General features: G+C 69.4%; 9 protein-coding genes. 5 read left to right on the plus strand and 4 right to left on the minus strand.

What is annotated here, in order from left to right:
* The first annotated feature begins 57 nt into the window (after window positions 1-57).
* The 4 genes from ASC95_RS20455 to ASC95_RS20470 are packed head-to-tail and all read left to right on the plus strand — an operon-like array spanning window position 58 to window position 7,431.
* A complete protein-coding gene (locus tag ASC95_RS20455; protein ID WP_057299571.1) occupies window positions 58-1,446 on the plus strand; it encodes an L-serine ammonia-lyase in 1,389 nt (462 codons plus the stop codon).
* A 7-nt stretch (window positions 1,447-1,453) separates the two neighbouring features.
* Window positions 1,454-2,251: an NRDE family protein gene (locus tag ASC95_RS20460; RefSeq protein WP_057299572.1), complete on the plus strand. Its 798-nt coding sequence runs from the start codon at window positions 1,454-1,456 to the stop codon at window positions 2,249-2,251.
* Between the two features lie 54 nt (window positions 2,252-2,305).
* Complete coding sequence (locus ASC95_RS20465) at window positions 2,306-5,908, plus strand: PAS domain-containing protein (protein WP_057299573.1); 3,603 nt, start codon at window positions 2,306-2,308, stop codon at window positions 5,906-5,908.
* Window positions 5,909-5,961: 53 nt separating this feature from the next.
* Window positions 5,962-7,431: a hypothetical protein gene (locus ASC95_RS20470; protein WP_057299574.1), complete on the plus strand. Its 1,470-nt coding sequence runs from the start codon at window positions 5,962-5,964 to the stop codon at window positions 7,429-7,431.
* Between the two features lie 7 nt (window positions 7,432-7,438).
* Here ASC95_RS20470 and ASC95_RS20475 read toward each other — a convergent pair whose 3' ends face one another.
* The 3 genes from ASC95_RS20475 to ASC95_RS20485 all read right to left on the minus strand — a co-directional run bounded on the left by ASC95_RS20475 (window position 7,439) and on the right by ASC95_RS20485 (window position 10,099).
* Window positions 7,439-8,173 (minus strand): DUF72 domain-containing protein, encoded by a 735-nt coding sequence (locus ASC95_RS20475; RefSeq protein ID WP_200960183.1) that lies wholly within the window; start codon window positions 8,171-8,173, stop codon window positions 7,439-7,441.
* 18 nt (window positions 8,174-8,191) lie between these two features.
* The gene (locus ASC95_RS20480) at window positions 8,192-9,007 is read right to left on the minus strand and encodes a DUF72 domain-containing protein (protein ID WP_057299576.1); all 816 of its coding nucleotides are present in this window, start codon (window positions 9,005-9,007) and stop codon (window positions 8,192-8,194) included.
* A gap of 78 nt (window positions 9,008-9,085) precedes the next feature.
* A complete protein-coding gene (locus ASC95_RS20485; protein ID WP_057299577.1) occupies window positions 9,086-10,099 on the minus strand; it encodes a zinc-binding alcohol dehydrogenase family protein in 1,014 nt (337 codons plus the stop codon).
* Window positions 10,100-10,204: 105 nt separating this feature from the next.
* On the opposite strand from ASC95_RS20485, the gene ASC95_RS20490 reads away from it, so the two are divergent.
* The gene (locus ASC95_RS20490; RefSeq protein WP_057300437.1) at window positions 10,205-11,137 is read left to right on the plus strand and encodes a LysR family transcriptional regulator; all 933 of its coding nucleotides are present in this window, start codon (window positions 10,205-10,207) and stop codon (window positions 11,135-11,137) included.
* 10 nt (window positions 11,138-11,147) lie between these two features.
* Here ASC95_RS20490 and ASC95_RS20495 read toward each other — a convergent pair whose 3' ends face one another.
* Entirely contained in the window at window positions 11,148-11,660 is a 513-nt protein-coding gene (locus ASC95_RS20495) for a PEP-CTERM sorting domain-containing protein (RefSeq protein ID WP_157256432.1), read from the minus strand.
* Window positions 11,661-11,725: the final 65 nt, after the last annotated feature.

Below are 11,725 nucleotides of genomic sequence, written 5' to 3' on the forward strand. Positions count from 1 at the left end.
GCAGCGCCTGCACCCGCTTCGCTGAGAGGCTTCCACCCATTGCCCGAAAGGCCTCCCATGGCAGTCTCCGTCTTCGACCTCTTCAAGATCGGCATCGGCCCGAGCAGTTCGCACACGGTCGGCCCGATGCGCGCGGCGCGGCTGTTCGGCCTGCGGTTGCAGCACGACGGCTTGTTGGACAAGGTGGCGCGCGTGCAGGTCATCCTGTACGGCAGCCTGGGCGCCACGGGCAAGGGCCACGGCAGCGACAAGGCGGTGCTGCTGGGCCTGGCCGGGCATGAGCCGGACACGGTGGACGTGGAGGCCATTCCGGCATTGCTCGATGCGATCCGTGCCGGCGACCTGAACGTCATCGGCCAGCACAAGGTGGCCTTCGACGAAGCCAAGGACCTCATCTTCAAGCGCCGCGAGACGCTGCCCTTCCACGCCAACGGCATGCGCTGCATCGCCTTCGACGCCGAGGGCCAAGAAACGGCCAACCGCGTCTACTACTCGGTCGGCGGCGGCTTCATCGTCAGCGATGAGGTGGCGGCCGACGGCAGCAAGCAGAAGGTCATCGCGCCCGACGTGACCGTGCTGCCCTACCCCTTCAAGAGCGGCGACGAACTGCTGGCGCAGACCAAGCGCCACGGCCTGTCCATCGCCGAGCTGATGCGCCGCAACGAGTGCCATTGGCGCAGCGAGGCCGAGATCGACGCCGGCCTGATGAAGATCTGGGACGTCATGCAGGCCTGCGTCACGCGCGGCTGCAAGACCGAGGGCGTGCTGCCCGGCGGCTTCAAGGTCAAGCGCCGTGCGGCCCAGCTGCACCGCGACCTGACGGCCAACCCCGAGGCCGCGCTGCGCGACCCGCTGCAGGTGATGGACTGGGTCAACCTCTACGCGCTGGCCGTCAACGAAGAGAACGCCGCTGGCGGCCGCGTCGTCACGGCGCCCACCAATGGCGCGGCCGGCATCATTCCCGCGGTGCTGCATTACTACACGCGCTTCGTGCACGGCAGCACGCAAAAGGGCGTCGTCGACTTCCTGCTGACGGCGGCGGCCATTGGCATCCTCTACAAGGAAAACGCCTCCATCAGCGGCGCCGAGGTGGGCTGCCAGGGTGAGGTCGGCGTGGCCTGCTCAATGGCGGCGGGGGCCCTCTGCCAGGTGATGGGCGGCACGCCCGAGCAAGTCGAGAACGCGGCCGAGATCGGCATGGAGCACCACCTGGGCCTGACCTGCGATCCCGTCGGCGGCCTGGTGCAGATCCCCTGCATTGAGCGCAACGCAATCGCTTCGGTCAAGGCCATCAACGCGGCGCGCATGGCGCTGCGCGGCGATGGCACGCACTTCGTCAGCCTCGACAAAGTCATCAAGACCATGCGCGATACCGGCGCCGACATGATGACCAAATACAAGGAAACGGCCCGTGGCGGCCTCGCGGTGAATATCGTCGAGTGCTGAAGCGGCCATGTGCCTCGCCGCCTTCGCGCTGAACGCCCACCCACGCTTCCCCCTCGTCATCGCCGCCAACCGCGACGAGTTCTTCGCCCGTGCTGCGGCGCCCATGGCCTGGTGGCCAGATCGGCCCGACATCCTCGCCGGCCGCGATCTCAGCGCCGGCGGCACCTGGTTCGGCCTGACGCGCGCCGGGCGCCTCGCGCTGCTGACCAATGTGCGCGAGCCCGGCCGGCAGGTCATCGATGCGCCGTCGCGCGGCGCCCTGGTCGTTGATTGGCTGGGCTCGTCCAGCGACGCAGACGATTTCGCGGCAGGTCTGGCTGGCGACTACAACGGTTTCAATCTGGTCACTGCCGATCTGGCCCGCAACGCCTGGCACTGGATCAGCAACCGCGCATCCGCGCCGCTTGAACTGCGGCCCGGCATTCATGCGCTGTCCAACGCCTCGCTGGACACGCCCTGGCCCAAGACCCTGGGCCTGTCGGAAGCGCTCGCCGAGGCGCTCGGCCGCTCAGCCTCGGCGCAGCAACTGGCAAGCCGGCTCTTCGCCGCGCTGGCCGACGCCACGCCGGCTCCGGATGCAGCTCTGCCCGACACCGGCGTTGGCCTGGCCCGCGAACGCCTGCTGTCGCCCCGCTTCGTGCGCATGCTCGATCCGGAGCGGCCTGACAGGGCTGTCTACGGCACCCGCTGCGCGACGGTGCTGATCCGTGAGGCCAATGGTGCTACCCAGGTCATCGAGCGCAGCATCACGGCCGACGGCATCTGGCTGGCATCCGTCCACCACGAATTGACCCGTTGGCCTTGACCCAGGCGTCGCTCAAGCTGATATACAACGGTCATAGCCGTCCTTCGCCGCCCGATGACACCCTTGCCTCGCCTGTCGACCGCCCGCTGGACCGCGCTGGCCTGCATGCTCGTCGCCGGCTTTGTCGCTGTGCGCTGGTGCCTGCAACTGGATTTGGGAAATTTTCTGCCCGGGCTGGCCGAGATCGGCATCGTGTCGTCGGTGCTGCTGCTGCTCGGCGGCGCCACGGCCTGGGTCATGGCCGGCTGGCGCAGCGGGCAAGCGCCAAGCGCTGCCGCAAGGCGCGCCGTACAAGGCCTGGCACTGCTGCTGGCCGTGTTGCCAGCCTTGATGCTCATCGAAGCCGTGGGCGGCCTGTCACTGGGCATCGACATCACCCGCCCAGGTGTGCTGCCAACGGCCCTGAACCCCCACCCCGGCCGCATCTCACCCAATGGCTGCGTGGCCCTGCTGCTGCTGTTCGGCAGCTTGGGACTGCTGGCCGGCCCGCCACGCACCCTGGCCCGGCGTTTGAGCGCGGCCGGCATCTTCGCCGCGGCCGGCATCGCCCTCCTGGGCATCCTGGGCTATCTGCTGGATCTGGAGCGGCTCTACCACTGGGGTTCATACAACCGCCTGACGCTGCCGACGGCCGCGGGCCTGGCGCTACTGGCCCTGTCGACCTGGGAGTTGCGCCTGGGCTGGAGCGGCCTGCGTGAGCGCATCGACCTGCATGAGCAGCGCATCACGCGGCGCTCGCTGGCCGTGCTGGCCCTGGTCGCCGTGGCGGCCGGCGCGGGCGGCTTCGCGGCGCTGGAATCGGAGTTCGAGCACACGCGCAAGGAGGACGTGCGCTCCACGGCAGTGCTCACCGCCGAGGCACTGGTCAGCGCCGTCGACAGCGGCGTCTGGCTTGCGCAGACCATCGCCACCCGCCCCATCGTCGTCGAGCAACTCACCGCGCTGGCCAGCAGCTCGGCCGATATCGCCCGGCGCGAGCGTCTGCGCACGATCACGCGCAGCCTGCTGACGGCCGGCGTCACTGCGGCCCGCTTCGTCGATGCCACCGGCGCGCCGCTGGCCGAGGCAGGCGCCTTCGCGGCCCAGGTCGGCACGCCGTCGCTGGCGCTGGCGCCCGACTACACCGCCACGAGTCGTCTCGCCTGGACCAGCGGTTTCCTCCTTGCAACCGATGTTCCGGTCATGGACAGGGGTGAGGTGGTGGGCCGCTTCCAGAGTGAGCAGCGCCTGGCATTGATGGACCGCCTGGTCATGCGCATCCGCGACACCGACGCCTCCTCCGACGTGCTGATCTGCAACCGCGTCGACAAGGTCGCGTCCTGCGTGCCGTCCAAGCTCTACCCGCAGGCCTTCACCATCCCGATGTTCGACGCGAGCGGCAACGTCAACCTGCCGATCAACCGCGCCCTGCTCGGCGAGACGGGCGTCATGCTGACGCCCGACCTGCGCGGCGTGCCCGTCGTCGCGGCCTATGTGCCGCTTGGGCGCACCGGTTTGGCGATGGTCGTCAAGGCCGACATCGACGCCGTCTTCGCCGTCATCCGCCAGCGCCTGGGCTGGTTGGCCCTGCTGCTGACCGTGCTGACCCTGCTCGGCACCTGGGTGCTCAGGCAGCACGTGCGGCCCTTGGTGAAACAGCTCGCCGGCGAGCAGGCGCGCTGCCGCGCCATCCTCGACAACTCCAGCGACGCCTTCATCGGCCTGGACAGCGAAGGCCTCATCACCGACTGGAACCTGCAGGCCGAGCGCCTGTTCGGCTACACGGCGGCCGAGGCGAGGGGCCAGCGCGTTGCCGAACTCATCATCCCGCCCGAGTCTCGCGCCGCCCACGAGGCCGGCATGGCGCATTTCCGGCGCACCGGCCAGGGTCGCGTCGTCAACCAGCGCGTCGAACTCATGGCCCAGCACCGCGATGGCCGGCAGTTGGACGTGGAGCTGTCCGTTGCCGCCGTGGCCGCAGGCGATGGCTACGCCGCGCATGCCTTCGTTCGCGATGTCAGCCAGCGCAAGGCCACCGCGCGCCAGCTCGCCGCCAGCGAGCAACGCATGCGCGACGTGACCAACGCCATCCCCGCCATGGTCGGCGTCTTCGATGCCCAGGAGCGCTGCGTCTTTGCCAATGACCTGGCGCTCAAGGTCCACAACGTCGACCGCGACAAGGCCATCGGCCTGCCCATGCGCGACGGCCTGGGTGAGGCCAGCTATGCCCTGCATGAGGCCCATGTGAAGGCCGTGTTGCAAGGCCAGCGCCAGACCTTCGAGGGCTCGCTGCCCTGGCGCGACGGCACCGGCTATTTCCAGATCCACCTGGTGCCGATGCGCGACGCCCAAACCGACGCCGTCAGCGGCTTCTACCTGATGACCTTCGACATCACGGCCCTGCGCAGCGCCCAGTTGAAGCAGGAACGCAGCGAGCGACGCCTGCGCTCCATCACCGACAACCTGCCGGCCCTGATCTCCCACCTGGATACCGACGGCCGCTACCTGTTCGCCAACCGCCAGTTCGAGACCCTGCTCAAGCTCAATCCCGAGCAACTGCTCGGCCAGCGCATTGACGAAGTGCGCGACGCAGACTACGTCGCGCAAGTGCGCCCCTGGCTGGCCAAGGCCATGGCGGGCCAGACGGTCGTCTTCGAATCCGAGACCGGCCCCAGTGAGGGCCAGGCCCGCCAATACCAGCAGACCTATGTGCCGGAGTTCGACACCGCGGGCCTGGTCGTCGGTGTCTTCGCGGTGACCTTCGACATCACCGACCGCAAGCTCGCGGCACAGCGTCTCAGCGACGCCCAGGCCCACCTCAAGGCCATCGCCGACAACCTGCCGGTGCTGATCTCCTATATCGACCGCCGCCATCGCATGACCTTCGTCAACAAGACGTTCGAGGAATGGATGGGCGTGGACCCCGAACTGGCCGTCGGCAGCCATCTGAAGGCGCTGATCGGTCCCGACCTCTATGCTCAGCGCCAGCCGGCCCTGGAGCAAGCGCTGCGCGGCGAACGCATCGAGTTCGAAGTCGTGTCGCAGGCCCTGGGCCTGACCCGGCACCTGCACACCGTCTACATCCCCGACCGGCGCGCCGACGGCAATGTCGCCGGCGTCTACACCCTGTCCACCGACGTGACGGCCACCAAGGACGTCGAGCGCCGGCTGCAGGAGCTGGCGCGCATCGACCCGCTCACCCGTCTGCCCAACCGCCGCGAATTCGAGGAAAGGCTGACCCTGGCATTGGCGCGCGCCCGCCGCAGCCAGAAGGCCCTGGCCCTGATCTTCATGGACATCGACCACTTCAAGCGCATCAACGACGGCCATGGCCATGCCGCTGGCGATGCAGTGCTCAAGGAATTCGCCACGCGCATCCGCGGCGCCGTGCGCAGCACTGACACTGCGGCGCGCCTGGCTGGCGACGAGTTCGTCGTCATCCTGGAAAGCCTGCAGGGCGACGTCGAGGCCTCCCAGGTGGCGGCCAAGCTGGTCGATGCCATCCGCCCGCCGATGCCGCTGCCCGGGGGCGGCGAGATCCTCGTGACGACCAGCGTCGGCATGGCCTGCTGGGGTGGTGTCGGAGAAGGCGCTGAGGACCTTCTCGACCGCGCCGATCGGGCCCTGTACCGCGCCAAGGCCGCCGGGCGTGACACCTTCGCGCAAACCATCTTCTGATCGCCGGAGCTGGTAACAATCTGGGCGCGGCGCCGGGCCAAAATGCGCCCGCAGTGACTGTCGCCGTCGCCCTTCCCCGCCGTTTGCCGCCCGACCCCAAGCAGCTGCAGCGCTGCCTGCTGCTGGCGGTGCTGCTGCATGTGTGGCTGGTGCTCGTCTTCGGCAACGCCAGCGGCACGGCCGCCCCGGGCCAGGGTGTCTGGGGCAGCCTGACCGTCAAGCTGCTGGGCCGCAGCGGCAGTGAAGCCGGCGCGCCGCCGAACGACAGCAGCACGGCCGACTCCGGCGGACAGCGTGGGCCAACGCCCGCCGTTACCGAAGCTGGCGCCGCCAGGCTGGGCCGCACGAACCCGCAGGAAGTGCCACCCGAAGCCGCCCGCACCGAGGAGCCCTCGCCCGCGCCGCCGAGCGCGGCGACGCTGGAGCTGCCCGAGGGCTTCAAACCCGTGGAGCGCGAGAACCTCAGTGCACCGCCGCGCACCGCGCCGCTGCAAACGCCCTCGGCGGAACTGCCCGCCGCCGTTGGCCGCCTGGAAGCCAGGCCCGAGGCCGCCGTGGCGCCATTGCCGTCCGCCACCAGCCTGCGCGCGCCGAGCCGCCCGACCGAATTGCCCACCCTGCCTGCCGATCTGCCATCGGCGGTGCGCCGCCTGGAGGCTGCACCCGCCGCCCCTGCGGCCGCCTTGCCCCGGCCGGCTGAGCTGCGTGCTGCGCCTGCGCCGGCCACCACCGCCACGCCGAGCATCGAGCTGCCGGCTCCGGTGCGCCGCCTCGAGGCGCCAGCCGAGGCGGGTGTGAGCCGGGCACCGCCACGCGCTGCCGAGCTGCGTGCCGCGCCGCCGAGCACCGTCGCCCAGCCTGAACCGAGCACCGCCCTGCCCTCCGCCGTACAGCGGCTGGAGGCGCCGACAGCCGAAGGCGGCGCCGTCACGCCGCTGACGCGCTCCAGCGAACTGCGCGCACCAGCGGCAGCCGCCACGGCCACGGCGCCGGCGCTGAACAGCCAGGACCTGCCGGCACCGGTGCGCCGCCTGGAGTCGGCCGATGGCGGTGCTGCAGTCACACCGCTGCAAAGCACCGCCACCCCGCGAACCGCCGCGGCCGCACCTGGCGCGTCGGCGCTGAACGAGCTGTCAGGCAACGTGCCCGGCGAGGTCAACGCCCCGGCCGGCCCGGCGAAAGGCGATCCCAACGCCAGCCCTTATGCCGCACCCAAAGCTGCCGCAGGCTCGCCCGATGCCGGCTCACGCCTGGGCCCCGACCTGCCCATGCCGCCGTCGGCCGCGGCAAGCGCGCCGCGCGCGCCGCTGAACCTGTCACTGCCGCGCGGTGACATTGCCGCCCGCCGCGGCCCGGGCCTGGTCGACATGCTGCCGCAACCACCGGAGCGCAAGTCCAAGCTCGAGCAGTCCATCGAAGATGCTGCCAACAAGGACTGCCGCAAGGCCTACGCGAACGCTGGCATCCTGGCCGCCCTGCCGCTGGCCGTGGACGCGGCGCGTGGCAAGGGCTGCAAGTGGTGAGCCGGGTTCACAGCAGGGCCTGAAGCCGCAGCGCATCCTGCAGCGCCGCACCGGACGCCGTGTTGTCGAAGACGCACCAGCAGGGCACGTCTCGCGGCAGCGCCTCGGCGCGCCGCTGCAACCAAGCCTCCTCATAGGGTGACCAGTAGATGCGCGGTGAGCCGTGCCAGCGGAAATAGTGCATGCCCGGCCACCCGCCCGGCTCGCTGGAACCGGGCCATTTGGCGGGGTCGACCCCGGCACGCGCCACCTCGCAGCCGCACAGCAGCTGCTCGGCCTCGGCCGTGAACCAGCTCAGATGACGGGGCTCGCAGACGACGGCTCCCCGGAACGCCGCATGAACCTGCTTGAAGAAGCGGCGCGCCACGCGGGCATCGAAAGGCAGGGAAGGCGGCAGTTGCACCAGCAGCACGGCCCACTTGTCGCCGAGCGCGCCAGCCTCGCCGGCAAAGCGCGCCAGCAAGTCGTCCACGCCCTCGAGCCTGGCCTCATGCGTGATCTGCTTAGGGCATTTGACGGCGAAGCGGAAATGCTCGGGCGTGCTGGCCGCCCAGCGCTCGTAGGTCTGCGGCCGGTGCGGGCGGTAGAAGGAGGAGTTGATCTCGACGCCGTTCACGACGGCGGCATAACGCTCCAGCTGCGAGCCCTGCGCGGGGAAGGCGGCGGCCGCCCTGGCGGGGATGGACCACCCCGCGGTGGCGACGTAGATGGCGTCACCGGAATCCATGCGACGTTCGGGCATGGGCACGCCGCCAGCCGCTCAGCCCCGCGTTACGCCGTGCGCTTCAAACGATGCCTGGCCGCGCGGCCATCCCTCTTCAACCTGCAGGTCGGAGCGCAGCATGGCCTTCAACCGCAGCGCATTGCGCAGCGCCGCACCGCCGGCGGTGTTGCCGAAGATGCACCAGCAGGCCTGGTGCTGCGACTGCGCCCGCAGCCACAGCGCGCGCTCCCGCAGCCAGCCCTCGTCGTAGGACGACCAGTATTCCCGCGGCGAACCATGCCAGCGGCAATACAGCGGCGGGGCATGGTCCATCGCCAGGACTTGGCTCCAGCCGCCCGGCTCGTCAGCGCCCGGCCACTTCGCGGGGTCGACCGCTGCACGCGACACCTCAAGGTCTCGCATCAGGCGCTCGGCCGGCAGCGTGAACCAGCTCGGATGCCTGGGTTCACAGACGATGGTGCCGCCAAAGCGGGCGTGCACCTGCTCGAAGAAGTGGCCGGCGACGAGATCGTCATACGCCAGCGTGGTGGGCAGTTGCACAAGCAGCACACACCATTTTGGGCCGAGGGCCGCGGCGGCATCGACGAAGCGCGTCAGCGGCTCATTCACGCCCTCCAGCCGACAATGGTGCGAGATCTGCTTCGGGCATTTGACGGCGAAACGAAAGTCCGGCGGCGCGCGATCGGCCCAGCGCTCGTAGGTGCTGGCGCGATGGCTGCGGTAGAAGGACGAGTTGATCTCCACGCAGCCCATCAGGGCCGAATAGCGCTGCAGGTCGAAGTCACCCGCACGGAAGGCGGCCGCGCCTTCGGCCGCAATGCCCCAGTCCGACGTACCGATGAAGATCGTCATGTCCCCAGCCTAGGCAGGCTGGCAGGGGGCGGGCGTCAGACAAGGGCGCAGCGCGGGCCCGCCGCTGTCCGACGCGGCTCAGAAGCCGCTGAGGACGATCTTGCCGCGCATGCGGCCCGATTCGACGAGTTCATGCGCCCGCCGCAGGTTCGCCGCATTGATCGGGCGCAGCTGCTCGCTGACCGTGGTGCGCACACGACCCGCGTCGACCAGGGCGGCGATGCGCGCCAACAGGCGGCCCTGCTCCGCGACGTCCGCCGTGCCGAACATCGGTCGCGTGAACATCATTTCCCAGTGCAGGGACAGGGCCTTGCGCTTGAGCGTCATCACATCGATGGGGCCCGAGAGGTCGTCGATGAGGCCCAGACGGCCCTGGGGCGCGGCGGCATCGATGAGGGTGTCCCAGTGCTGCTCGGTATGGGTGAGGCTGGCGATGAACTCGACCTCTGCGACGCCGGCGGCCACCAGTTGCGGCCGCAATGGCTGGCTGTGATCGATGACGATGTGGGCGCCGAGTTGCTTCACCCAGCCCTGCGTTTCGGGCCGGCTGGCCGTGCCGATGACGCGCAGCTGGGTCAGCTCCCTGGCCAGTTGCACGAGGATGGAGCCTACGCCGCCGGCCGCGCCGATGATGAGCAGGCTCTGACCCGCGCCGCCGCCCTCGGCCACGCCGAGGCGGTCGAACAGCAGTTCCCAGGCCGTGATGGCGGTCAGCGGCAGGGCGGCGGCCTCCGCATCGGTGAGGCTTTTGGGCGCCAGCGCCGCAATGCGATGGTCGACCAGATGCAACTCGGCATTCGAGCCCGGGCGATTGATGGCGCCGGCGTAGTACACGCGGTCACCGATGGCAAAGCCACTGACGTCCTGGCCCAGCGCCTCCACGGTGCCCACGGCGTCCCAGCCGAGAACCTCGGGCTGGAATGCCGTGGGCGCGCGGTTGCGTCGCACCTTGGTGTCGACGGGGTTGACCGACACGGCCGCGACGCGAACCAGCAGGTCCAGCGGGCCGGGCGCCGGCGCGCGCAGTTCGAGATCGATCAGGGATTCGGGGTGATCGATGGGCAGGGATTGCAGATAGCCGACGGCTTTCATGGGGCGTCCTTTCTGAGACGAATCAGTGATGGCTGTCATGGTGGCGTCCGGCATTCAAATCAGAAAGACTAGGATCGGCGAATCAGTTTCATCACAACAATGAAGATGGATCGCTTTTCACCGCTGCAGCTCTTTGTCTGCGCAGCAGAGGCTGGCAGCTTCTCGGCGGCCGCGCGACGGCTGGACCTCGGCCCTGTACAGGCCAGCGCCACCATTGCGAGGCTGGAGCGTGAGCTTGGCGTGCGGCTGTTCGAGCGCTCGACGCGCCGGCTGCGCCTGACCGAGGCGGGCGAGCAATGGCTGCCGCATGCACGGCAGCTGCTGGCGGCCTGGGAGGGTGGCCAAGCCGCACTGCGCGGCATCACGGCCGAGGACCAGCCCCTCAGCGGCCGCCTGCGGGTGAGCCTGCCCAGCGACATCGGGCGCCAGCACCTGTGGCGCTGGATCGAGGATTTCATCGCCAGCGATGGCAGCTCGGCGCTGCAACTGGAGCTGCGACTCAGCGACCGGGTGGCCGATCTTGTGCAGGAGCCCGTCGACTACGCCGTGCGCTACGGCGAGCCGCCGGACTCCAGTCTCATCGCCCTGCCCTTGGCGCCGGACAACCGTCGCGTGCTGTGCGCCAGCCCGGCCTATGTCGCTCGCCACGGGCAACCGCCGACGCCCGCTGACCTGCGCGGCCACAACTGCCTGCGCTGGATGCTCGGAGACAGCCTGCACGGCCGCTGGCGCTTCACGTCACCCGATGGCGAGGCTTGCGCGGTCGAGGTCAGCGGAGACCGCACCGTGGACGACGGCGGCCTGGTGCGCGAATGGGCGGTGGCCGGGCTGGGCATCGCCTACAAGAGCCGGCTCGACGTGGCCGCCGACCTGGCGGCTGGCCGGCTGGTGGCGCTGCTGCCGGAATGGCTCGGCGAGCCCGCGCCCCTGCACTGGATGGCGGTGGGACGACACCGCCTGACGCCGGCCCTGAGGCGGCTCGCAGAAAGCATCAGGGCCCACTGTGGGGCCCTGGATGGAAGCGAAGTGCGGCGCTGAGCCGCGACGTTCAGTGGGCGCGGCGGCGCATTGCGCCGAGGCCGAGCAAAGCGAGACCGGTTAGCGCCAGGCTGGCGGGTTCAGGCAGGCGGTTGGGATCACGCACTGTGAAATTCAGCGGGCCGCTGGTGAAGCTGCAACCGTAGTTCTGAAGATTGGAATTCAGGCACTGGGAATTGGTAGCGATGAACCCCGAACCCGCGGCAACGGCCGTGTAATCCATGATGAACAGCGACGGATCGAGATTCCACTGCACACCATTGCCCAGGGTACCGATGACGATGTTTGTCAGGTTAAGGGCGGGCGAGCCATCGGCAGTGAAACCACCGCCGCCGGAGCCACCGGCATCCACCTCGCCGGCCGAACCGCCTTGGACGATCACTTCGACTTGGAAGGTCTGGCCGATGAGCAGGTTGTTCAGATCCACGCCACCGACACCCTGCATGATGAGGACGGGTGCAGCATGGGTCACCAAGGCAGATGCTGCGAGGGCGACACCAGCAAGGACGGTACGGAAGTTCATCTTGTTCTCCAGGCGATTGAAGCCACTGAAGCAATCTCCGGGCCATCACTGGTTTCTCCTATGAA

The organism is Pelomonas sp. Root1217, assembly GCF_001425705.1.
GTDB lineage: Bacteria > Pseudomonadota > Gammaproteobacteria > Burkholderiales > Burkholderiaceae_C > Pelomonas.

Coding starts and splice junctions, on each gene's coding strand:
- ASC95_RS20465 (WP_057299573.1), top strand. CDS start 2,306: ATGACACCCTTGCCTCGCCTGTCGACCGCCCGCTGGACCGCGCTGGCC.
- ASC95_RS20490 (WP_057300437.1), top strand. CDS start 10,205: ATGGATCGCTTTTCACCGCTGCAGCTCTTTGTCTGCGCAGCAGAGGCT.
- ASC95_RS20495 (WP_157256432.1), bottom strand. CDS start 11,660: ATGAACTTCCGTACCGTCCTTGCTGGTGTCGCCCTCGCAGCATCTGCC.
- ASC95_RS20460 (WP_057299572.1), top strand. CDS start 1,454: ATGTGCCTCGCCGCCTTCGCGCTGAACGCCCACCCACGCTTCCCCCTC.
- ASC95_RS20475 (WP_200960183.1), bottom strand. CDS start 8,173: ATGCCCGAACGTCGCATGGATTCCGGTGACGCCATCTACGTCGCCACC.
- ASC95_RS20480 (WP_057299576.1), bottom strand. CDS start 9,007: ATGACGATCTTCATCGGTACGTCGGACTGGGGCATTGCGGCCGAAGGC.
- ASC95_RS20485 (WP_057299577.1), bottom strand. CDS start 10,099: ATGAAAGCCGTCGGCTATCTGCAATCCCTGCCCATCGATCACCCCGAA.
- ASC95_RS20455 (WP_057299571.1), top strand. CDS start 58: ATGGCAGTCTCCGTCTTCGACCTCTTCAAGATCGGCATCGGCCCGAGC.